Consider the following 23480-nt stretch of genomic DNA (forward strand, 5'->3'; position numbering starts at 1 on the left):
CTTACTTGTTCGTAATCCAAACCCTCATCACCGAAAACAGCTGCTCAATTTTTAAAGGTTTACTGATATAATCGGTTGCCCCTGCCTCGAGACACTTTTCTCTGTCGCTTTTCATTGCTTTTGCAGTGAGTGCGATAATCGGAATTCTGGAGTTCTCCTCGTTCTCTCGGATTCTCCTCATCGTTTCATACCCATCCATAACCGGCATCATGATGTCCATCAGGATCATATCGATGTTATGTTCCTTTTGCAGCAGTTCAAGACATTCATTGCCGTTCGAAGCTGTGATGACATTCATTTTTTCATTTTCCAGTGCTGTTTTTAAAGCAAAGATGTTACGATAGTCGTCATCTACAATCAGTACGGTTTTTCCTTGAAAGGAACTGATATCGGCTCTTGCCTGTTCATGGACCGGCAGGTTATTGCCGCCAGGCTCCTCCATCATTTGATTTTCTTCCTTAATATATGGTGATAGGGCTGCTGCAGCCTCACTTACTGCTTCATCCATCTCCTGGACAGGGACAATACCGTTCGGAAGGCTTGGAATATATAAAATGAATGTGCTTCCTTCTCCTTCTTCACTCTCCAGTTCCAGTCGTCCGCCCAGCAATTTAACAAATTCAAGAGAAATGGACAGCCCTAGCCCTGTACCGCCATACTTGCGGACGGTCGCTCCATCCCCTTGCTGGAAGGCCTCAAAAATCAGATCATGTTTATTTTTGGAGATCCCTATTCCCGTATCTTTAACAGTGATTTTAAGCCAGTGATCCGCTCCGTCAGCAAGCGGAACACCAGATTCCTTTTCAATATGCAAAACAACCTTTCCTTCTTCTGTGAATTTGAAGGCGTTGGAAAGAAGATTTTTGATGATCTGCTGAAATCTCTTCTCATCCGTATAGAAGATATCTGGGACATCTCGTTCTTTAATGATCTCAAATTTAAGGTTCTTCTGATCAGCGATGTGTCCAAAGTTGCGCTCAAGCTGTGATGGAAGCTCGCTCATGTTCATCTCGCTGAAATGCATTTCAAGCTTACCGGCTTCCACCTTGGATAGATCAAGAATATCATTAATCAGGTTTAGAAGGTCCTGTCCCGAGGAGTGAATCACCCTTGCAAACTCCTCGTCTTCAGAAGAAAGCCCTTTGGAAGAATTCTCAGCAAGCATCTCCGAAAGGATGAGGATGCTGTTCAGAGGCGTTCTCAGCTCATGTGACATGTTTGCAAGGAATTCTGATTTGTAACGGGAACTCAAGGTCAGCTGCTTGGCTTTTTCTTCAAGCTGGATTTTTGCGTTCTGAAGTTCTGCTGATCGATCTTCTGCTTCTAAGGTGCGCTGTTCAAGCTGTTCATTAATCATTCGAAGTTCTTCTGACTGCATCTGAAGCTCTTCCGATTGTGTTTGAAGCTCTTCCGACTGCGCTTGAAGTTCTTCCGTCATCGCCTGGGATTCTTTCAGAAGGCGAACAATTTCCATTCGTCCAAGAACACTGTCGATGGTGAGGCCAAATGTTTTGGTTACGTTTTCTATCAATTCAATATGCTGTTCGGTGAATGCTTCAAGTGAAGCCAGTTCCAGAACGGCAATCACTTCCTGCTCGTTAGAAACCGGAGCAATCAGCAAGCTTCTCGGCCGTACCTCTCCTAGCCCCGTTCCGATGACTTGATAATTTTCTGGCAGTCTTTCCATTACGAGAATACGTTTTTCAAATACACATTGCCCCACAAGGCCTTCCCCCGGCTTGAACGTCTCGCGTCCTGCTTCTCCCATAGGTTCTGAAAATGATCCTTTTTTTGAGAAAACCGATTTTTCCCCGTTTCCTTCCCGGATATAGAGAGCGCCCATGGAAGCTCCAGTTAAATGGGCAACACCAGTAACAAATTTCTCTCCCAGCACTTTAATGGTCGAAGTCCCCTGATATCGTTCGACCACCTGGTTTGTGCTGGACTGAAGCCATTCTCTCCGCTCTATTTTATTTAGAAGTTCGTTCGTTGCTTCTGCAAGCTCCCGTATTTCATCTCTCGTTTTCACGTGAATGCGCTGGGAAAGGTCACCGTCTGAAGACATCGCTGTCAACGAACGCACGACTGCTTTAATCGTATTCAGAATAGAGCCAGAAACAAAGAATGCAATGAAAGCCGAGACTGCTACGACGATCACCAACAGAGAATAAAGCCCCGTTTTCAAAAACTTGTTCTGTTCGTCAAGCTTGTCCGCCCTTTCTTTTGTAAGGCCTTTTTCAGTCGTCCGGAACGTGTCAAACTGGCTCCGGATCTGTTCGACGCTCTTGCTGCCAGCGTCTTTTTTAAGGAAGGATACAACTTCTTTATCTTTGTTTTCCCTCTTCAATTGAATGGACGGTTCTCCTGTATATTGAATCCAGTTCTGAATAGAAGTTTTAATATCTGCTAGTCTTTTTTGCTGTGTTGGTTTATCGGATATCAGTTCACTTAACCGGTTATAATTGCTTTCCCAGTTATCTGCAGCACGGTCATACGGTTTAAGATAACTCTCATCCCCAGTAAGGATAAAGCCACGCTGGCCGTTTTCCATGTCGAGGACCTGCTTATCAATTTCGTTTGTCAGTGAATGCACTTCAATGTCATGGTTAATAATAAAATTCCGCTCTTTTTGCATCGAGGCAATCTGATTATTGACTGATAATATTGAAACGACCAGACAAAGAATAATCACTAGATACCCCGCAAATATTTTAGCGCGGATTCCGAATCTGTTTCTTCCTATCATTCTATCATCCTGCCCTTTCATTTTTCATAGTTATCCATCATCTATTATAAACAACTGCACCCAGGAAGGACAGCCAGAAGTAAAGTATTTCCTCCTTCTTAAAGATTTTGACATCTGTTTTTACTTTTTTATAAAAAAAACAGAATTTTCTGTTTTCAAAATCATATTCTTTTGCTATCATTGTCTTTAAAACTTTAAAGGGAGGACGCGTTGAATGGTCAACTATAATGGTCGGCGTTTTGTATCCGTGAAAAGTTCAGAGAATGGTGCGGCTTCAAAAACGTATTTTACGTATAAGCAGGACGATGACATCTTAAGTGCTACATATTCAGGAGGAGATGTGATAAAGGGAAATATGATCGGCATTGTTAAAAGTGACGGCAGCATTGATTTTACTTACAGCCATATCAATCAGAAACATGAAATTAAAACCGGCAAATGCACCTCCACCCCTAAAACCCTTCCAGACGGCAGGATTCAGCTCTTTGAGAAATGGAATGGATTTGACTCACAAAGCAGTGAGGATTCCATCGTGGAGGAAGTTTCAGATCTGGTATATACACCCCAAATTATATTTAATTAGAAAACGAGACAGCCATATGCAAAAAAAGCAGACAGGGGTGAGCATTCTTACCCCCGTCTGCTTTTTCTGCTGTTCTCTTCGAACCTCCAATCGGCCTTAAAGCTTTAAACCTCTGCTTTAAGTTCTATAATCGGTGCGTTGTACAACTCCGTATCGAGCTCTTTTCTCGCCTTACTCGTCAGGATTCCAGCGGTCATTGAGCCGCTCACATTCAGTGCAGTTCTTCCCATATCAATCAGCGGTTCAACAGAGATGAGCAGACCCGCCAATGCGACAGGAAGGTTCATGGAAGAAAGAACGAGGAGTGCTGCAAAAGTTGCGCCGCCTCCTACGCCGGCAATTCCAAATGAACTGATTACGACGATAACAATCAGGCTTATTATGAAAGAGGGTGTCAGCGGATCAATACCCGCCGAGGGCGCAATCATTACGGCGAGCATGGCCGGGTAGATACCTGCGCAGCCATTCTGCCCGATCGTAAGACCGAACGAACCTGCAAAGTTGGCGATTCCTTCAGGCACACCAAGGCTCTTTTGTGTGCTGATATTAAGTGGAAGTGCACCTGCACTCGTTCTTGAAGTAAAGGCAAACGAAAGAACAGGAATGGACTTGCGGATATACGTGAGAGGACTTAATCCCGAGAATGCAATAAACAGCAAGTGAATGATAAACATGAGCGCAAGGGCGACATAGGAGGCGATTACAAATTTTCCAAGTTTAGCGATGGCATCCAAATCACTTAGAGCTACCGTCTTGGTCATCAGTGCCAGAACTCCATAAGGTGTTAATCGGAGAATCAATGTCACAACTCGCATGACAACAGCATGAACGGCTTCCACGATATTTTCAAATAAAGCTGCCTGTTCCGCTTGTTTTCGTTTGACCCCTAGATAGGCAATCCCTACGAAGGCAGCAAATATCACGATTGCGATGGTGGAAGTCGGCCTGGCTCCTGTAAAATCAAGGAACGGATTGGCAGGAAGGAGGTCAAGCACCTGCTGAGGCAATGTCTTGTCTTTGATTCCTTCAAACGTCGTCTGAAGCTCTGTTGCACGTGCGAGCTCAGGAGCGCCTTTCGTGATCTGGACCGCATCGAGATGAAATGACAATGCTGCTGCAATGCCGATCGCAGCAGCGATGGCTGTGGTTCCGAGCAAAATGCCTATGACCGAGCCGCTGATTTTTCCGACGTTGTTCGTGAGCTTCAATTTAGTAAACGCCGACAGGATGGAAACAAAAACGAGCGGCATGACGGCCATCTGGAGGAACTTTACATACCCGCCTCCGATGATGGAATACCAGTCGGCCGAGCTGGCCAACACCTTGGAAGAAGGTTCATAAATAAAATGAAGGATAAGACCAAACACGATACCCACAGCTAAAGCCGCAAAGACACGTTTTGAAAAGGATACGTGCCTTCGCTGAAGGCAATACAACCCGCCAGCAAGCAGCAATAGCACTGCAATGTTCACAATGACTAAAAAGACAGTCATCTTTCTTCCCTCCTTTAGAATTCCCTCTGCTTTTCAAAAAAATAAAAAAGGCTCACTTCTTTTGGAATAAAGAGTGGGCCTTCAGCATGTCTGATCAGCAGAGGTATAGTGATGTTTTCACTTGATACACTATATTCTGGCTTGTTTTATCCTATTCTTAAAATTCGTTTTACGTTAACATTTTAAACATTACGATATGCGGACCGATCGGCGGGAGGTCAAAAACATCACCGCATTCACGCAGACCGAGCTTCTTATAATAACCGGCAACTCCCTCTCTTGCATTGCACCACCAGGAATCAGCATTCTGCTTTCTCAGCCTGTCTTCGGCTCGCAACAGAAGACTGCCTCCCGCCTTTTCTTTCCTGTAATCTTCAAGGGTGGCCATTCCGCGCAGGCGGTACTGCACACTGCCTGTAATATCCGGATGACTCTCTCGATAAAAAGAGGCGATTGAAATAAGTTTATCCCCCTGATATGCCCCAAGATGGAACGTCCCCTGATCATTGTCACCCGGAAACTGGCATTCATCCAGCGTTTGATTGGGACGAAGCACTTTATGTCTAATCTCATACGTTTGTTCAGCGGAGATCTCTTTAATGTCAAGCATGATGACTCCCCTTTTTTCCGGCAGGAAGGATGCGATTGAGGAAGTGTGCCCTGAATCGCTCTGCATCGACTTCAAGACCTACAGAGATTCCTTTATCTGCTGCCACACCTATACTCTGCCCCAGGTTCTCCGGTTCTTTTGAAATTCGGACGCCCATTGATGTTGTTATAATAAAAGAGGGATCGACTGCGACCCCAACAGCTAATGGATCATGAAGAGCACATCCGCCGAGCCCCGGATTCTTGCTTTCATAAAAATCCATATAAAAGCTGCACATTTCAGCAAAGATTTCACCCGTTTTCAATCCGCAGCTTCCCCAATCTGCCAAAGTCCGTCTCTGTAAAAGAGTCTTCATCGTCACATCAAGACCGACAAGTGTAATCGGAAGCCCTGATTGAAGCACAAAATCCGCCCCTTCTGCGTCCGCATAAAAATTCGCTTCTGCAGCAGGTGTAACATTTCCCGGGACGGTGACTGCGCCGCCCATGATAATGACTTCCTTCACCAAATCTATAATGGAAGGCTCTTTTTCCAGAGCAAGAGCCAGGTTGGTCTGAGTACCTACCGTAATAAGAGTGATCTCATGAGGATATTTTTTCACCATCGAAATGATAAAATCACTGGCATGCAGCCCTGATGATAAGAGTTCAGGCGGCGGCAGCTGAATGTTCCCCAAACCATCCTGCCCATGCACATCGTACGCTCTGTGACGGGTGCTTTCTCTGCGAAACGGCCGTTCTGCACCTCGATAAACAGGAATATCTGCTCTATTTAATAATTGAAGAACCTGGAGTGTATTCCTTGTTGCTTCCTCAGCAGATACATTCCCAAAACCCGTTGTAATACCGAGGATGTTTAATTCCGGAGAATGGACCGCATAAGCGATCGCCAACGCATCATCAATTCCCGTATCTACATCAAGAATGACAGATTTCATGTTTTTCCCTCTCTTCATTTTTTCATCTTCTGTTCGATTAACGATTCCCAATATAAATGCCTAAACCGATGATACAACAGATAATTAAAACAACGTAAATGGCCGTCAGCCTGCTGAGATTATTTTTCGTTGAGGACCCGTATTTTTCATCCTTTTGAAGACCAATAGCAACGGTAAGCCCTGTTACGATCAAACCTGCAATAACGGCTGTCACAATATATCCCAAAGTCATCCCTCTTTCCATACTCCTATTCATAACTAATGGTAATTGACGGAGAGGAAATTGCCAAGTAACCGGAGGCTATAGTTCACAAAAAGTTACAATAAAAGCAAAAATCGTCTCTATTATTTGTAAAAAATTGTAAAAAGTTCTTATGCAATTTTTTCTTTTCTCCTTTAGGATACAGATGGGGTATGAAAGAATATTGACTAATGGGGGACGCTGTATGGCGCATGAAACTCTTCCTGATTGGCTCTGGCTGCTATTTTACTCATTTATAGGGCTGACTTTATTGGCAACCATCATAAATCTGCTGAAAAAAGTACATATAAAAGCTACTATTATTAATCTTGCTTTGTTATCGCAACTCCTGTAATCAGTTTTATGTTTGCCCTGGGCCGTCCTAAAGGCAACACGGAATGGGATCAACTGATCACTGGCATGGTGAGCGGTTCTCCATGGGCCGCCATTATTCTAATTGGCTACTCATTTATGCTCTATTGGTGGTTTAGATTTTCATTCCTCTTCGTCCGTTTTAACTCCTAAATAGCAGGAAGGCACCTAAGCCTTCCTGCATTTTTTGTTTCGTAGAAAAGGAGATATGTTCGGCGGCCTGATATTGTCGTTTTAAGACCTGCCAATATAGGGAACAATAAGGTATTAAGGAGGCGGTGAGATTGGCATTTGATTATGATTTAGATTTCAGAACAATCGATTTTTGCAAGCATCCAGATCGATACCGTGCCACGCGAGGGGAACGTGCGTTCTTTTAGAAGAAACGAATAATAGTGAGATTCTGCGTCACGGGCGTGTAAAACTGCGGAAATCGGAAACGAGCCATCCAATAAAGAAATACGGTGCCAACGGCCAGGCCAGAGAAGATGAGAATATTTAAAACTAAAAAATCATACCTAGCTTTCATACTGCAAACAATCCAATCTGAGGTGATGTTATGCCAAACTCAAAAGCTTTTCGCATAGGCTATGCGATTATCATTATATTACTCATTGTTTTACTTTCATCCAAGGTGGATTTTATCTTTCGCCCCGTGGAAATCATTTTTACGACCTTATTCTTCCCGTTCTTGATCGGCGGCGTTATTTTTTATTTATTACGGCCGATCGTCTATTATTTAGATCGCCGAAAAATACCGAAAGTGCTGTCGATCCTGATCATCTATCTGCTTTTCATCGGGCTTGGGACGTTACTTGTCTTTCTCTTAGGGCCTCAGCTGCAGAGTCAGTTTAAAAGCTTGATCAACAATGCACCGCAAATTATTGACTCACTTAACGATAAAGTGAATAGCCTGAAGCAGAATGAATGGCTCTCGCGTTTTCAGCAAAACGATTATATAACCATCGACAGCCTTACCTCAAAGGCAAGTGATTATGCCAAGGATTTCGCAAGCAATATCGGCACGAAAATCGGCAGCCTGATCGGAGTCATTACAAGTGTTGCTACTGTTATTGTTACGGTTCCGTTTATCGTATTTTATTTGCTGAAGGACAGCGAAGGACTTGGCAACAGAGTAGAAAACTTCCTTCCCTATTTAAAAGCAGCGGAAGCGAAGCGCATTTTAAAAGATATGGACGAAGCGCTGAGCTCCTATATTCAGGGTCAAGCGACCGCAGCCTTTTTAGTGGGTGTGATGATGTATATCGGATACAGTATTATCGGTCTCGATTATTCTTTAATTCTTGCCATCGTCGCTATGATTACCAATATCATTCCATTTCTAGGTGCATTTATTGCCTTTATACCCGCTTTTATCATCGGCTTGATCATGTCACCGCTCATGGCCTTAAAAGTAGCCATTGTGGTCATCGTGGTCCAGCAAATTGACGGAAACGTGACTTCTCCGCTGATTATGGGCAGAAAGCTGGATGTTCATCCATTAACGGTTATCCTGATTCTTCTTGTCGCCGGCAATATGGGCGGTTTCCTAGGGATGATCCTGGCTGTTCCGTTTTACGCCCTGCTTAAGGTCATCGTCAGCCATACGTACCGTTTATATCAATTGAACAAAGAAAAAGACCGAAATGGTATTCAGGTCATTGACTGACTCTAACAGTAAGCCGGAGCCCGGCTTGCTGTTTTTATGTCCAATCCTTTTGACTCCTGTTCACATAAACTATGACAAGCTACTCTGCACTATTATTCTTTGAACAGGAGAAAGTCTTTGAAAAAAGCTAAACTTACAGGTCGGATTGTTACCCCAAATAACACGGCCTATGACAGTGCGAGAGAAAATTTAAATTTGAGCATCCAGAAGTATCCTTGCATCATTGTCTTTTGCCAGAACCGGGAAGATATAAAGAATGCTCTGCGATGGGCCAGAGAAAAACAAGTCCCCTTTCGGGTAAGAAGCGGCAGGCACAGCTACGAAAACTTTTCCCTGGTCAATAGGGGGCTCATTATTGATGTGAGTGAGATGAAAGGGATTCACTACCGCCAAGACAAGCAAACAGCTATGATTCAAGCCGGTGCTGAACTTGGCTTGGTGTATGGGCAGCTTTGGGAAGATCGGGTGACCCTTCCAGCAGGCACCGTATACAATGTAGGATTAAGCGGACTTGCTCTCGGAGGAGGAATAGGCATGCTTACTCGACAATTTGGCTTAACCTGTGACAGCTTAGAAGAAGTAGAGATTGTCGTTCCTTCGTGCAAGTGCGGCGCAAAAATCATCTATGCCAACAGGGTTGAAAACAGTGAACTGTTCTGGGCATGCCGCGGAGGAGGCGAGGGAAATTTTGGCATCGTTACCGCTTTCACTTTCAGAGTGCACCCGTAACATGGGGGTGGGACGATTTCAAAGAAGCATATGATACATGGCAGCACTGGGCCCCTTTTACAGATAAGCGGCTTACCTCACAGATTGAACTCTCGGCAAAACAAAAAGGCATCATTACAGCATCCGTCCAATTCATTGGTACACCTAAAGAATTGGTAAAGTTCATCGAACCCCTTCTCCAAACAGGATCCCCGACAGATAAGCAGCTTGAGCGTGTTCCATTTATTGAAGCTGTGAGCTTTTTTAATTCCTCTCAAGGAAACCGTCCCCTTCCCTTTAAACGTTCCGGCTCTTTTGTGTACAAGCCCCTGCCGACTGAAGCCATAAAAACGATGAAACACTATTTGGAGAAGGCACCGAACAATAACACAACGATTTGGCAGCAGGCGCTTGGCGGAGCTGTGGACAACTATGAACCAGATGAAACTGCCTATTACCATCGGCACGCCATTATCGCCCAAGAATATAACACCTCCTGGGATCGCCGTGATGAAGAGCAAGAAAACCGCTGCTGGGTGAAGCATGTTCGAAAAGCTCTTTCTCCTTATACAAAGGGAGATTACGTGAACTGGCCGGACCGAAACATTAAAAATTGGGAGCATGCCTACTATGGCAAGAACTACGAACGCTTAAGAGAAGTAAAAACCCATTATGATCCCTTTAATGTTTTTTGTTTTTCCCAGAGTATCCGGCCTTTCAAAACGCATTAATCATTGCTTTTTATATAATCACATAACTCGATGATTGTACCCTGCGTGTGCACCGGATTAATGTAAATCAGCCTCCTTCCATAAGGATTGATCCGATAGGTGTCTTTTAAAAAAGTGATTCCACGATCCTCATATTCTCTTATCGTTTCTTCAAGGTTGTCCACCTCATAAGCAAGATGGTGGACACCTTTTCCTTTTTGGCGGATGAACCGTTCTATCGGGGAAGTTTTACCCGTGGGTTCTAAAAGCTCTATGATTTGATTGTCCATTTCAATAACGGCGATATGTGTTTCTACTCCTGGTTTCTCGCTTGTATACTGTCGGACCAGCTTTCCACCAAGAATAGATGTGTATAAATCGATCGCTTCATTTATTCTTCGCACCGCAATTCCGGTATGATCCAATTTCATGTTTGGACACTCCTTCCTAGTGAACTAGTATACCTAAGAAAGACGCCTCGATACAAAATATTATAAACTGGATGGTTCATAATACCACGTTATTCCTCACCTGTAGTAAAATCAAAGTATAGGAGGGATACGATGAAAACGTTTGAAGAAAAGTTGGATCAATACGCGGAACTGGTTGTTAAAGTGGGTCTGAATCTTCAAGAAGGGCAGCGGTTGCTTATTAATTCTAATATAGAAGCCGCTCCATTCACCCGCAAAGTAACGGAACATGCGTATAAGAACGGATGCAAGCGTGTCTTTGTCGAATGGACAGACACAGAAACGAGCCGAATACACTTAAACGGGGCTTCCGAAGAGGTTTTAAAGGATAATATTCCTCAATGGCAGCTCGGCATGTATGACAGCTTGCTCGAGAACAATGATTGCATGCTGATGGTTACCGGCAATGATCCAAATGCCTTTCAGGGAGTTCCGTCCGAGCGATTATTGCTTGTGCAAAAGAACGCAGGTGAACGGCTTGAAAAATTCACAAATGCAAGACTTGCAGGTGATGTTCCGTGGCTGATCGCTGGAGCTCCTACTGCTGGCTGGGCAAAGAGTGTTTTTCCGGATAAAGATGAAAACGATGCCATTGCAGCCCTTTGGGAAGCGATTTTCCAAACGGTTCGTGTTGATCAGCCAGACCCAGTGACAGCATGGAGAGAGCATGGGGAAACGCTGCTGAGTAAGGTTAATTATTTGAATGAGCAGAAATTTAAAACACTGTACTATAAATCAGAAGGCACTGATCTCAGCATTGATCTCCATCCTGAACATGTATGGATCGGCGGGGGGCATCATTCAACCTTCAACACGTTTTACATACCAAATATGCCCACAGAAGAAGTATTTACCGCTCCGCTTAAAGAAGGAGTTAACGGAACCGTAGCAAGCAAGAAGCCGTTATCTGCCATGGGGAACATCATCGAGAACTTCAGCTTAACCTTTGAAAAAGGAAAAGTGGTGGATGTTAAGGCAGAAAAAGGCGAGGATACGCTCAAACAACTCCTCAACATCGATGAAGGAATGAAGTATCTTGGTGAAGTTGCTCTTGTTCCGTTTGACTCCCCTATTTCTAACTCAGGAATTGTGTTCAACAACACCTTATTTGATGAAAATGCATCCTGCCACCTCGCATTGGGCAACACGATCACTATGAATATCCCTGGAGCAGATCAGTTAAGCAAAGAAGAGCTTGAAGCCAAAGGAGTCAATCACAGCCATGGGCACACCGACTTTATGATTGGTTCTGCTGATCTTGAAATTGAAGCTGAATACCAGGATGGAAAACGTATCCCTTTGTTCACCAAAGGGAATTGGGCGATATAATAGACAAATACAACAACGAAGGGCAGCTGCCCTTCGTTTTTATTTTGGAAACGTAACGATGAACGCCGTCCCTTTTCCCAGTTCACTCTCAACCCTGACCTTGCCGTTATGCTTTTCAATGATCCATTGGGCTATAGATAGACCAAGTCCAAGCCCTTCTTCATCAGATCTTGCTTTATCACTCTGATAGAATCGGTCAAAGATTCGCTCTCTTTCACTTTCTGCGATTCCAGGTCCGTTATCCCTCACCATCAGTTCGATTGAAACGGCCGCATCTTTTGCTGCTAACAGGATTTGATTTCCTTGCCCCGTATGTTTCATGGCATTATCCAGCAGTATAACGATCAGCTGATGAATTGCTCTCTGTCTGCCAAAAAGGTGATCGGATCGGATGAGTTAAGCGAGATATTTTTTCGTTGGTAAGAGGCAATTTCACCGTAATGATCTGCAATCTCCCTCAGTAATTGATCTAGCTGAAACGTCTGCTTCTTTAATTCGACTTGATTGGAATCTGACCGGGCGAGCAATAAAAGCTGGCTGACCAGTTTTGTCAGCCGCCTGCTCTCTTTTGAAATGGCTGAGATGTCCAAGCTTTTTTCCTCAATGGTAGCAGATGGAGACCGGAATAAGAGATCGGTCTTCGCCTGAATAACGGACAGCGGAGTTCTCAGTTCATGTGAGGCATCCGATACAAACTTCTGCTGCATGTCCCATGCCTTTTTTATAGGAATCAGCGCACGGCCTGCAAGAAAGTAGCCGCCCCCTATGGCACATATTCCCCCGAACAAACAGCCTGCAATAATGACAAGAAGCAGTTTATGAAGCAGCTCTTCCTCCTTCTTCACGTTTCGAATCGCTTGAACCGTGACCGTTCCGACGAGAGGAAGCTCTTCTTTAATCGACTTGGTCCGGTATGTCGCCTCGTCCGTATAGATGAATTCCAGCTTGTTCAACTTCTTCTGACGATACTGATCTACGTTATCCATAACAAAGAATGGCGGACGGGGAACGTCGAGAAGCTCGTGATTCTGATCCCAAATCAAAATGGTTACCCTTGAATCCCTCGCCATAAAATCCCTGTCTTTCGGCTCTGGCCGGTGCTCATGGTGATCTTTTCCGGGCAGATGTTCCAATTCCTCATCGATGGATTGGTCAGCAGCATTGTACAGACTGATCCTTGTATAGGAGTATACGAGTGTCCCAAGCAAGCTTAATAAAATGATAAACACATGGAGTTCAAAAGAGTCAGTCTGTTATGTGTGCGTTGAAACATTTTGATATCCCCTTACTGCCCCTTGAGCATGTAGCCTACACCGCGAATGGTCCTAATATCTTTCTGATACGGGTATGGTTCAAGTTTTTTGCGAAGGTGGTGCATGAACACTTCCACGATCGCAATGGTGGTTTCTGAATCACCCCCCCACACCCGGTCATAGATCTGTTCTTTGGTTAAGATTGTTCCGCTGTTCTGGATCATATATTCCAACAGCTCTTACTGCTTGATCGTCAGTTTAATCGCATGCCCATCAACCAGGATGTCATGCTCCGGCCCCAGCAGTTCAATTCCCCTGTAACGAAGAGTCTGTTTTAACGTCAAGCTCCCGCTTCTCCGCAAAATGGCACGAAGCCTTGCTTTCAGTTCTGAAGACTCAAAAGGTTTCACCAGATAATCATCTCCGCCAAAGTCCAAGCCCTTCACCCGGTCTTCTAACGAATCCCTTGCTGTTAAAAACAGGACTGGGGTATTAATATTCTCTTTCCGCATCCGCTGAATCATTTGAAAACCATTAATTTCAGGAAGCATGACATCAAGCACTATGGCATCATAGATGTTCTGCATGGCTTCATAAAGTCCATCTTCCCCGTTCGCCGCACGGTCCACCTTAAATTCATCAGACAGAATTTCAACAATAGAATCAAGCAATGCCAAGTTATCTTCAACGACTAAAATACGGAGCACGCCTTTCCCTCATTTCACATAAACTTATTTATACCAGAGGCCATGCATCACGGCATGACAATAACATCATTACCGCTTCAATCCATGGATCCGCCATTGGAAGCCGGCACACCTGCTATTTTAAAGGATGTGGCATCTACTGCACAAATCTGCCAACAGGATTTCACTGATGTTCAGCTCCAGGAGCAGCGATATTCAGGCGGAAAACATCATTCCTATCCTTTCATACATCCAGTATAAAAGGATTTCCTTAACTTTTTCTTAAGCAGAGATAAAAAATGGTGCCAGGCACCACGATTACACACTTGTGTAATTGCGGTGCCTGGCACCGATCACAAAATATTATCTATACCGCTTTGCGCCTTCGTATTTAGGAGCCCAGTAAGAGCTGTCCAATTCTGCCGTTGTTACTCCCTTTGAAAATGAAGCATGCATGAATTTTCCATCCCCTACATAAACTCCGGCATGAGAAAGATTTCCGTCCCCTTCGATATCAAAGAAGACAATATCTCCAACATGAGGAGAATCTACCGAGGTTCCTTCTGTATGAATTTCTTTCACGGTACGTGGAAGATCTATATTTGCTGCTTTATCGAAGATGTAGTTTAAATACCCGCTGCAATCAAATCCATCGGGCGTTTCTCCGCCCCACTCATAGGGTGTTCCGCGGTATTTTTCTGCTTCATCCACAATCGCCTGCTTGCTGAATACACCAAGAGCTTTATACACAGAATTTCCTGCGACTCCATCAACTTGGATTCCCTTATCTTTCTGCAGCTTCTTTACTGCTGACTCTGTGTATGGTCCATAGTAGTTCGTAGTTTCATGATATGTAAAATAACCTTTCTTTTTCAACAAAGCCTGGAGGTCCTGAACGTCTGAATCATGGGTTTCTGGTTTAAGCGTGTTGTCTCCAAGTGCTGCATGGCCTGCTACTGGATTCACGGCAAGTACACCTGCTACAATAATTCCCGAAACTAATTTTTTCAAAATAACATCCTCCTGTTTAATGAATTCCTAGCCAATTCTAACAACACATTATGACATGAGGATTACAACGAGATAACAATTCATTTTCAACTAACAACTACACCCTATTTTATTATTTCAAAAACATATACAAAAAAAGTGGGTAGTTGACTTTAAAAATAGAGTGATATACTTCAAGTTAATGAGACTTAAAGAATGTCAGATGAGGAGTGTTTGCATGCACATTCAACAAATGGCCGTTCCTTTATTGGTAATGTCATTTATTATATAGCGGCGAACGAAAAGAACCATTGGTTTTCAGCCTCCTGATGACACTATCCTACCTCCATACCAAAAGTTGTACAAAGAGAAAACGGAGAGAAATCAGCACCTCAAAATGGTTATCACAAAAGACCTTGGCTGCCGCAGCAGCCAAGGTCTTTTTTTGGATTCATACCGTTTTTTTCATCACTTCAGGATTAGATTGTTTTGCCCCATCCAGGCCGTTGCCCAGTGTGCCGAATGTATTCTTCTTATGAGGATCAATCAATTCATTATCTTTATAATAGATTCTAGGTGTATTCCAAAGAGCTTTCATCGCATTGCTCATTTTCATTTCGTGATAACGCTCAGGCCACATCTTTTTAATATGCTGCTTAATAATTGGATAATATTTCGGGCTCATACTAGGAAATAAATGATGCTCAGTATGATACGAAAAATTGAAATGCAGCACATCCACCCATTTAGGAACCGTAACAGTCAAACTGTTAGCGAGCGGATCATTCACAGGGGTCAGCGGGTTAAGCCTGTGGTTGGTAGAAATATAGCTCATCACAATAAAATTGGCGATCAATAGCGGAAATACGAAGGCAAACAACCACTTAACCGGCCCCATCCAAAACATAATCCCTATCCATGTCGCCCATGGCAAAACCGTCTGCAGCAAAACAGCCGGACGGTTTTTGGGGTTAAAGTCCTTTATGTACTCGATGAACATCTTTAAACCATGCATTGAAAATTGGACACTTAACGACAGAAAGCTAAAAAACGCTCGAACTCCAAACGGTAAACGATAGATCGTACGAAGAAGCGAATTTTGTATCCATTTTTCATGATTAGGCCAGGCATCTGGATCCTTTTCATCATGCTGTGTATGGACATGATGGTTCATATTATGCCATTTTCTCCACAATCTTGGCCCTGTACTCAGCGGCCAAAAGGCTACAGCCCCCAAAAAATTTCGAAGCCATGCCGTTTTCACCACTGTACCATGGAGAATTTCATGGCCAAGAAAACCCATGGCTGCAAAACTCGCACCGAGCACTCCTGCTATTACGATATTGATAATGATGTGCAGATCAAAAAGCCCAATGGCTAACAATCCAGCCACTACCACGAGCAGATAGGCAAATCCTCCCCAAAGGCGGGCAGGTACAGGTTTAAAAAAATCTTTTGAAAGATGCGGAGTAATACGCGAAGCGTACCATCCAAAAGAATGAAGGTCTTTAATGGGAATTCCCCTTTCTTAACTTCAAGTTCCTATTAGCATAAAGGAGACAGCCGGGTTATACAAGATGTTCTTTAGTACAAATACTGAATTTTCCGTAATATATCCATCTCTTCCCATCGCCCTACAGGGTTATGGCCAAGTCTATACTTATTAGGTAAATATTACTAATACAAATTCTAAACCAAGGTATAATTCCTCATTTTTCCTTATAAGCCATTTGTAACCTTTTTTACATGATATATTTACAATAATCGCCCTCTTTTTCAATGGGGTGTAAAGTGCTTTTAAAATATGAAGCAAAGGGTGAACGTTCATGAAGACAAAAAGCTTGAATAAGGTGTTTAGCCTTTCCATGGTACTGCTCTTCATCGCCAGCATGCTTTCTCCAATAGTTTCCAGTAAAGCCATTGCTGCCGATGTGGTCACAGTAGCCGATGCCATTTCCCATAATACCGGATCCCATAAAACCGTTGAAGGATACATTGTCGGTACGGTAAAAGGAGGAAGCGGAGCATCGATTTCTTATCAGCATTCTTCTCCTTTCTCGCAAGACACAAATCTTGCAATCGCGGATTCTCCTTCTGAAACCGACAAAGCAAAAATCCTCCCTGTACAGCTGCCGGCCGGTGCGGTGAGAGATGGATTAAATCTTAAAGTCCACCCGGAAAACCTGGGCAAAAAAGTGCAGATTACGGGTGATTTAATGGCCTACTTCTCTGTTCCGGGCCATAAGAACGCCAAAAGCTTCTCTTTTCAAGGAGATACGCCATCAGAACCTCAAGCTGAGCCAGTTACTGCTTCACCTGATTCAGGTTTAGTGAAAAGCGGAACAAAAGCAGCATTATCCACAGCTACCGAAAATGCTGCGATTTATTACACACTGGACGGAAGCAATCCGACTTCCAGCAGCAGCCGATACAGTGAACCACTTACCATAAATAAGGATACAACGGTAAAAGCGATCGCGATCAAAGAAGGGCTTAAAAATAGCGAGGTCTCTACTTTTAAATATACGGTTGCATTAACTGGACTTCGAATCCACGACATTCAAGGGGCTTCCCACCAGTCGCCATTTGCGAATCAATCGGCTGCAGATGTAGAGGGTGTTGTTACTCACGTAGTTGATGCCAACAACTTCTATATGCAGGACACTGTCCCCGACCTTGATGAGAAAACTTCTGAAGGCATCCTGGTTTATAAAAAGAACCATGGCTTAAAAAGCGGGGATCTAGTAAAAACGACGGGCCAGGTAAAAGAGTGGGTGCTTGACGGATATGCGGAGAAATTGAAAACCGACCTTGCCGTGACGGAAATAAACGCTGAAAACGGGGGCTCTGTTTCTATCATGCATAGTGGTCATGCCCTTCCAGATCCTGTGGTCCTTGGAGATCACGGGAGGCATATTCCGACACACATCATTGATAATGACAATTTTGGACGTTTTGACCCTAAAGAAGACGGAATCGATTTCTATGAGAGTGTGGAAGGCATGCGAGTCGAAGTGGAAACACCGAAAATCGTTGCACCACAAAACTACGGGGAACTCGCAGTCGTGACCAAAAACAAAGGAAATACACCGTTTAATACATCAGGAGCGATTAATATCTCAGAAACAGACTACAACCCTGAACGAATCTTCGTGGACATTAACGACACCAGCTTTGTTGCTAAGTCCGGCGATTACTTCAAAGGCAATATTACCGGAGTCATGAGCTACAGCTTCAGCAACTTTAAAGTACTGACGGACAAAGACCAGCTCCCTGCCCTTGTGGAAGGTAAAACAAAGCCTGAAACCACAAAATTGCATGGAAAGCATAAGAAATTAACGATCGCGAGCTTTAACGTAGAGAACTTCTCTGCCAATGAAGGTGGAAAAGACGGGACGAGCGATGAAAAAGCAGGACGGGTCGCCGGCTCCATCGTTCATAATCTGAATGCCCCAGACATTGTAGGTTTAATCGAAATGCAAGATGGAGACGGGCCAGTAGATGACGGCAGAACCGATGCAAAGGAAAGCGCAGAGCGTCTCATCGATGAAATTAAAGCAAAAGGCGGTCCTGCTTATCAATACACCGACATTGCTCCAATCGATGACAAGGACGGAGGAATTCCCGGCGGAAATATCCGGGTTGCCTTTATTTATAATCCTGAGCGTGTATCCCTTGCCCCAGGAACGAAAGGGACACCGACTGAGGCTGTTCAATACAAGAATGGCAAGCTGTCACTCAACCCAGGGCGTATCGATCCGGCCAACCCTGCTTTTGAGAACAGCCGTAAGCCACTGGCTGCACAATTTATGTTTAATGGAGAAAAAGTAACCGTGATCGCCAATCATTTTAATTCAAAAGGCGGAGACCAACCGCTGTTCGGCAAAAATCAGCCTCCTGTATTGAACAGTGAGCTCCAGCGTTTGCAGATTTCAGGCATCGTCAACAACTTCGTAAAAAGCATTAAAGCCGATGATCCGAAAGCGAATGTCGTACTGCTTGGCGATTTTAATGACTTTGAATTTACACCTGCTCTGGAAAAACTAAAAGGAAAAGAACTTTCCGATATGATTCAGGAAGTTCCATACAAGGAACGCTACACTTATTCATACCAAGGCAATGCCCAAGTGCTTGACCACATCCTCGTGACCAACAACCTGAAAAAGGACACGAATGTAGACATCGTCCACATCAACTCACAGTTCATGGAACAGCATGGCCGTGCGAGTGATCATGATCCTGTGGTTGTCCAAGTGAAGTTAAAAGAGGCTTGTGGCTGGGATTGACAAGAAAGCAAGCTAAACGATAAAAACAGGTGCCGTATACATTACGAGCATCTGTTTTTTATACTTAAAAAATATTTTTTTTCGAACGATATTTCTACTTTAAACGTCAAACTTATAAAAGGAGGTTTTTCAAACTATGAGCAAATATATTGAGTATTTGAATGATAAACTCATTATCCATTTTACAGGCATGACGGCTGCGGCATCGTTGAAAAAAGAAATTAAGGTTCCCCTCTCAGCCATCCAAAGTGTAAAAATAGATGAATTTAAGATCAATCCGCTAGCCTTTCGTGTGGGGACGTCCGGTATCGGCAAAAACGTAAAGCACGGCCGTTTCCTATATGACAATGAATGGGTGTTTCTTTCCTATTCAAACCACAAAAATGTTCTGATCTTAGATCTAGAAGGCTTTGAGTTCAAGAAAATCGTACTGGAATTAGTAGCACCTGAAGAAGCAAAAGCGAAGATTGAAGGATTACTTTCCCCGATTTAATCCATTCCATCAAAAAAAGCAACCCAAGTTTTAATTCGGGTCGCTTTTTTATATCCAGCCTTTATCTTCAGCGTTGCCTCAATCCGATTTTCACTTGAAGCTTGAAGCTTGAAGTATCGCTCCTAACTTCTCTCTTTCCGTTTTTTTCCCTCGGGTCCCTATTAAAAAGCACTACACCGCTTTCCGTTTCCATCAATCCAAGCATCATGAGAATGGTTGTCGTTTCCCTGCGCCGTTCGGACCAAGGATGGCAACGATTTCTCCTTTATGAATCGTGAATGATACAACAACTGCTATTTGGTTTTTAAATGATTTTGTGTCACGGCTCAATGAAACGACTTCACTCATGTAAGGCCACCTCCACTTGTATGGCATTATTTTACGAGGATTGCCTGCGAATGATCAGTCGTATATGTCATGAGTTAAAGGTGACAAATGTCATATTGTTTTAATTTTAAATAATAAATCTTCGAAGAGCGTCTTATACCCGCCGAAGATTTTTAGCGGGTTTTTTATACGAGGTCCCGCAGCGCTTCTTCCAGATCGGTATATGTAAATTGAAAACCATTTTCCTGCAGCCTTCTCGGCACGCAATTCCGGCCGGTTAATGCAAGGCTTGGTTCGGTTCGCATAACCGTATAAGCGCCCAACCAGACAAAAGGTGACGGTGCTGGAGGAGCCCAGCCTTTTCCCATGGCTTTCCTCAACGTTTTCATGAACGCCTTGTTCGTGACCGGATGGGGGCCGGTTGCATTATAGATTCCTGAATAACGATCCGATTCCATCGCTTCTAAAAACATGGCGTTCAAATCATCCACATGCAGCCAGCTGATATATTGCTTTCCCGAACCCACGGTACCGCCCAGGTTTAAAGACACAAGCTTCTGAAGCGGTTCGAGTGCCCCCCCGTTTTTTCCTAAGGCAAATCCAATCCTCAGCAGTACCTGCCTTGTTCCATACATCGGTTCTTTAAAGAATTCAGCTTCCCACTGCTTACAGACTCCAACTGAGAATCCTGTTCCATGCGGCGAGTCTTCATCACCTAAGAGTGCTGTGTCGCCAAAGATGGCAAGTGATCCTGCTTGAATAAGAACTTGGGGAGGAGAGCCGCACTGCTTAACCGCTTCCCGAAGCACCTTTACCGAATCCAAACGAGACGAAACGATTTCTTGCCTGTTTTTCTTTGTATAAATGCAATTCATACTTTTCCCGGTGAAATTGATCACCGCGTAGGATCCATCCACTTCTGCAGACCATTCCCCAATCTGCTGGCCGTCCCATTGAACATAACGAAGCCCATTTTCAGACCGGGTTGGTTTTCTAGATAAAATAATTACCTTATAGCTCTTTTTCAGTAAAAACCGAGCTAAAGATTCACCCAGAAACCCTGAGCCTCCTGCCAAGGACATCCTATCATCCCCTTCCGGAATGGATTCAGTTTGATTTCCATCTTTCCAATTGATGAAGCTTTCTTGTAAAGAACTTTGCCATAAAACGAGGGGCACCAAACTCCACAATCTTCCCCTGTACCCTCTGTTTCATCTCTTCGGCAGTAAGATCAGGGTTTACAAAACTTCCATTCTCGTAACAATGACTGCAATACATTCTGCTTTTTTCACCGTTTCGTTCTGTCCCTCCTCCTTTTTCATCTCTTGTGAAAGGCATTCCACAGCTTTGGCAATGTTTAAATGTTCTCATTTTATGGCCATTCCTTTTTCGGTTAGTATTTATTCCCATTCTATCATAGAATGGATTTCTGGAAATTTTGTAACCGTTTACTCTTGACCGAACACGAGGGGTAAAGTACTTTAAATATATAAGAAATCGCCAGTTTTGCTTTGTGAAAATGAATGAGAGTTCATTCATTTATTTCAGCTAATGAAAGAGAGGGGAATATCAATGTCCGCGAAATTACCGGAACATTTCGTCAATCAGCTTGAACTGCCAGTCATTTCTGCCCCCATGTTTCTCGTTTCAAGCCCGGAACTCGTTATTGAAGGGTGCAAATCAGGCATCATCGGTTCTTTTCCGCTGCTCAATGCGCGAACGAATGAGATACTGGATGAATGGATGCTCCGCATCACGGAAGAATTAAAGCAAGCAAAAGCCCAGGATCCAGAACGCAAGATTGCTCCATGGGCTGTAAACATCATCGTACATAAAACAAATAAGAGGTATAAGCAAGATTTACAGCTTATCCGGAAACATAAGCCTCCTGTTGTCATCACCTCTCTCGGTCATCCGGGTGAAGTGGTTGAGATCGTTCACGAATACGGAGGTCTGGTATTCTCGGATGTCATCCATCTGGTTCATGCGAAAAAAGCTGCCAAAACCGGTGTTGACGGGCTGATTCTGGTCTGCAACGGGGCCGGCGGACATGCGGGTACCATCAATCCCATCGCCTTTATCGGTGCGGTAAAAGAGTTTTGGGATGGAATCACCATCCTTGCCGGATGTATTAATAACGGGCAGGATATTCTGGCAGCCGAGGCACTCGGAGCCGATCTCGCATACATGGGTACCCGCTTTATTGCCGCCTCTGAAAGCTTTGCCAGCAATGAATATAAAGAAATGCTGATCGAAGCCTCCTTCGAGGATCTTATTTATACGGATGCGTTCAGCGGTGTAAACGCCAACTATCTCGTTTCGAGTATCCGTAATGCCGGACTCGATCCTGACCGGCTGAAGAAAAAAGAAGCCGTAGATGTGTCCCACCTGGATTCCTCTGATGCCAGGGCATGGAAAGATATTTGGTCGGCCGGACAAGGAGTCAACAGGGTTAAGGAAGTGGCCCCTGTTCAGCAGATCATCGATAGCCTTAAGCGCGAGTATGATCAGACTCTGCAATTTTTAGTGAAGAAAACAGAAAATATTGTTTCTAGCCAATAAGCTTGTCGAATAGATAGACAAAGAAAGCCTTCCAGTACAAAGGGAGGCTTTTTTTATAAAGGACGAAACGATTCAAAGCGTCGGAGTGGAGATTGCCCGAGATGGCGTTTAGAATTGAGGAAACAAGGAGGGATCATATGATTGGATTTATCGGATTGGGCATCATGGGCAGCCGTATGGCAGGCAACCTGCTGGCGAAAAGCCATGAGCTTACTGTGTATAATCGGACGAAGCAAAAAGCTGAGGATGTACTGGCCATGGGCGCTCAATGGGGAGAAACACCGAAAGAAACGGCCAAGCATTCCGATGTTCTTATTACAATGCTCACCAACCCTCAAGCGGTGGAAAGCGTGGCCCTGGGTGAAGATGGCTTTTTAAAGCATCTCCCCAAAGGATCCATCTGGGTAGATTGCAGCACGGTGAATCCCACGTTCTCGAGCATATGGCAGAAGAAGCGAGCATGCATGACATCCGATTTCTGGATGCACCGGTTGCCGGCTCGTTAATTCCTGCTGAACGCGGAGAGCTCGTGTTTCATGTAGGCGGTAACGCGGATGCTCTCGTTGAGGTCCGTCCGTATTTAGAAGCCATGGGGAAAGCCATTCACCATCAGGGCGGGCACGGCAGCGGGACGTCCATGAAGCTTGTTGTCAACTTGATGCTCGCACAGTCGATGGCTGTATTTGCAGAAGCCGTTAGCTTTGGAGAGGCTCTTGGACTCGAGAAAGAAGCCATACTGGAAACACTGATCGGCGGTCCCACCACAGGTGCTTTTCTAGCCGGCAAAAAGAAGAAGCTCCTAACGAATGAGTACACCGTGGAATTTCCATTGGAGCACATACAAAAGGACCTAAACCTGGTGACCGGTGAAGCGTATCAAAACCACAGTTCCCTGCCGATCGCCAACCTGACAAAAGAAATTTACAGCCTGGCAAACCAGTACGGCCTGGGAAAAGAAGACTTTTCCGCGATCTATGAATTTTTGCGCCCCCCTCAAAAATAGTCACAAAAAAGC

General features: G+C 44.2%; 18 protein-coding genes and 4 pseudogenes. 9 read left to right on the top strand and 13 right to left on the bottom strand.

Going from position 1 to position 23480, the window contains the following annotated elements; all coding sequences use genetic code 11:
* Position 1: 1 nt before the first annotated feature.
* Entirely contained in the window at positions 2 to 2746 is a 2745-nt protein-coding gene (locus ABHN01_RS20205) for a CHASE3 domain-containing protein (protein ID WP_429877011.1), read from the bottom strand.
* Between the two features lie 214 nt (positions 2747 to 2960).
* Between ABHN01_RS20205 and ABHN01_RS20210 the strand changes: the two genes are divergently transcribed.
* On the top strand, positions 2961 to 3329 hold the full coding sequence (locus tag ABHN01_RS20210) for a n-acetylglutamate synthase (RefSeq protein WP_290400073.1): 369 nt from the start codon (positions 2961 to 2963) through the stop codon (positions 3327 to 3329).
* A 104-nt stretch (positions 3330 to 3433) separates the two neighbouring features.
* Here ABHN01_RS20210 and ABHN01_RS20215 read toward each other — a convergent pair whose 3' ends face one another.
* The 4 genes from ABHN01_RS20215 to ABHN01_RS20230 all read right to left on the bottom strand — a co-directional run bounded on the left by ABHN01_RS20215 (position 3434) and on the right by ABHN01_RS20230 (position 6595).
* Positions 3434 to 4822, bottom strand: coding sequence for an L-cystine transporter (locus ABHN01_RS20215; protein ID WP_429877012.1), 1389 nt, complete (start codon positions 4820 to 4822; stop codon positions 3434 to 3436).
* 169 nt (positions 4823 to 4991) lie between these two features.
* Complete coding sequence (locus tag ABHN01_RS20220; protein ID WP_429877013.1) at positions 4992 to 5432, bottom strand: GNAT family N-acetyltransferase; 441 nt, start codon at positions 5430 to 5432, stop codon at positions 4992 to 4994.
* Positions 5425 to 6369 (bottom strand): nucleoside hydrolase, encoded by a 945-nt coding sequence (locus ABHN01_RS20225; RefSeq protein WP_429877014.1) that lies wholly within the window; start codon positions 6367 to 6369, stop codon positions 5425 to 5427. Before ABHN01_RS20225 ends, ABHN01_RS20220 begins: the two co-directional genes overlap by 8 nt.
* A gap of 37 nt (positions 6370 to 6406) precedes the next feature.
* Positions 6407 to 6595 (bottom strand): hypothetical protein, encoded by a 189-nt coding sequence (locus tag ABHN01_RS20230; protein ID WP_429877015.1) that lies wholly within the window; start codon positions 6593 to 6595, stop codon positions 6407 to 6409.
* A gap of 946 nt (positions 6596 to 7541) precedes the next feature.
* Here ABHN01_RS20230 and ABHN01_RS20235 point away from each other — a divergent pair.
* Together ABHN01_RS20235 and ABHN01_RS20240 are read left to right on the top strand one after the other, a co-directional pair.
* Positions 7542 to 8651 carry an AI-2E family transporter gene (locus tag ABHN01_RS20235; RefSeq protein ID WP_429877016.1) on the top strand — a complete coding sequence of 370 codons (1110 nt, stop codon included), beginning with the start codon at positions 7542 to 7544 and terminating at the stop codon, positions 8649 to 8651.
* Between the two features lie 117 nt (positions 8652 to 8768).
* Positions 8769 to 10090 (top strand): annotated as a pseudogene (locus ABHN01_RS20240) (FAD-binding oxidoreductase).
* Here the strand turns inward: ABHN01_RS20240 and ABHN01_RS20245 are convergent.
* Positions 10087 to 10500, bottom strand: a complete 414-nt coding sequence (locus tag ABHN01_RS20245) for a VOC family protein (protein ID WP_290400081.1) — start codon at positions 10498 to 10500, stop codon at positions 10087 to 10089. The pseudogene ABHN01_RS20240 and the gene ABHN01_RS20245 overlap by 4 nt on opposite strands.
* 132 nt (positions 10501 to 10632) lie before the next feature.
* Between ABHN01_RS20245 and ABHN01_RS20250 the strand changes: the two genes are divergently transcribed.
* Positions 10633 to 11868 (top strand): aminopeptidase, encoded by a 1236-nt coding sequence (locus tag ABHN01_RS20250; protein WP_429877017.1) that lies wholly within the window; start codon positions 10633 to 10635, stop codon positions 11866 to 11868.
* A gap of 39 nt (positions 11869 to 11907) precedes the next feature.
* Here ABHN01_RS20250 and ABHN01_RS20255 read toward each other — a convergent pair.
* Positions 11908 to 13141: pseudogene (locus ABHN01_RS20255) on the bottom strand (sensor histidine kinase).
* Between the two features lie 12 nt (positions 13142 to 13153).
* Positions 13154 to 13828 (bottom strand): annotated as a pseudogene (locus ABHN01_RS20260) (response regulator transcription factor).
* A gap of 54 nt (positions 13829 to 13882) precedes the next feature.
* On the opposite strand from ABHN01_RS20260, the gene ABHN01_RS20265 reads away from it, so the two are divergent.
* Positions 13883 to 14068 carry a hypothetical protein gene (locus tag ABHN01_RS20265; protein WP_429877018.1) on the top strand — a complete coding sequence of 62 codons (186 nt, stop codon included), beginning with the start codon at positions 13883 to 13885 and terminating at the stop codon, positions 14066 to 14068.
* A gap of 102 nt (positions 14069 to 14170) precedes the next feature.
* Here ABHN01_RS20265 and ABHN01_RS20270 read toward each other — a convergent pair whose 3' ends face one another.
* Both ABHN01_RS20270 and ABHN01_RS20275 read right to left on the bottom strand, forming a co-directional pair.
* On the bottom strand, positions 14171 to 14818 hold the full coding sequence (locus ABHN01_RS20270) for a C40 family peptidase (protein WP_290400084.1): 648 nt from the start codon (positions 14816 to 14818) through the stop codon (positions 14171 to 14173).
* A 430-nt stretch (positions 14819 to 15248) separates the two neighbouring features.
* Complete coding sequence (locus ABHN01_RS20275; protein ID WP_429877029.1) at positions 15249 to 16310, bottom strand: fatty acid desaturase family protein; 1062 nt, start codon at positions 16308 to 16310, stop codon at positions 15249 to 15251.
* A gap of 313 nt (positions 16311 to 16623) precedes the next feature.
* Here ABHN01_RS20275 and ABHN01_RS20280 point away from each other — a divergent pair, with 313 nt between their 5' ends.
* On the top strand, positions 16624 to 19083 hold the full coding sequence (locus tag ABHN01_RS20280; protein ID WP_429877019.1) for a DUF6359 domain-containing protein: 2460 nt from the start codon (positions 16624 to 16626) through the stop codon (positions 19081 to 19083).
* A 136-nt stretch (positions 19084 to 19219) separates the two neighbouring features.
* Complete coding sequence (locus ABHN01_RS20285; RefSeq protein WP_429877020.1) at positions 19220 to 19576, top strand: hypothetical protein; 357 nt, start codon at positions 19220 to 19222, stop codon at positions 19574 to 19576.
* Between the two features lie 204 nt (positions 19577 to 19780).
* Here the strand turns inward: ABHN01_RS20285 and ABHN01_RS20290 are convergent, their stop codons facing one another.
* The 3 genes from ABHN01_RS20290 to ABHN01_RS20300 all read right to left on the bottom strand — a co-directional run bounded on the left by ABHN01_RS20290 (position 19781) and on the right by ABHN01_RS20300 (position 21274).
* Positions 19781 to 19924 (bottom strand): ATP-binding cassette domain-containing protein, encoded by a 144-nt coding sequence (locus ABHN01_RS20290; RefSeq protein WP_429877021.1) that lies wholly within the window; start codon positions 19922 to 19924, stop codon positions 19781 to 19783.
* Between the two features lie 164 nt (positions 19925 to 20088).
* Positions 20089 to 20985 (bottom strand): TIGR01777 family oxidoreductase, encoded by an 897-nt coding sequence (locus tag ABHN01_RS20295; protein WP_429877022.1) that lies wholly within the window; start codon positions 20983 to 20985, stop codon positions 20089 to 20091.
* A 25-nt stretch (positions 20986 to 21010) separates the two neighbouring features.
* Complete coding sequence (locus ABHN01_RS20300) at positions 21011 to 21274, bottom strand: zinc ribbon domain-containing protein (RefSeq protein ID WP_290400091.1); 264 nt, start codon at positions 21272 to 21274, stop codon at positions 21011 to 21013.
* Positions 21275 to 21475: 201 nt separating this feature from the next.
* Here ABHN01_RS20300 and ABHN01_RS20305 point away from each other — a divergent pair, with 201 nt between their 5' ends.
* Both ABHN01_RS20305 and ABHN01_RS20310 read left to right on the top strand, forming a co-directional pair.
* Positions 21476 to 22465, top strand: a complete 990-nt coding sequence (locus tag ABHN01_RS20305; RefSeq protein WP_290400092.1) for an NAD(P)H-dependent flavin oxidoreductase — start codon at positions 21476 to 21478, stop codon at positions 22463 to 22465.
* 125 nt (positions 22466 to 22590) lie between these two features.
* Positions 22591 to 23468 (top strand): annotated as a pseudogene (locus ABHN01_RS20310) (NAD(P)-dependent oxidoreductase); the annotation flags it as partial.
* Positions 23469 to 23480: the final 12 nt, after the last annotated feature.

It is taken from the genome of Fictibacillus sp. NRS-1165 (assembly GCF_050468105.1).
In the GTDB taxonomy this organism is placed as follows: domain Bacteria; phylum Bacillota; class Bacilli; order Bacillales; family Fictibacillaceae; genus Fictibacillus_C; species Fictibacillus_C terrinigri.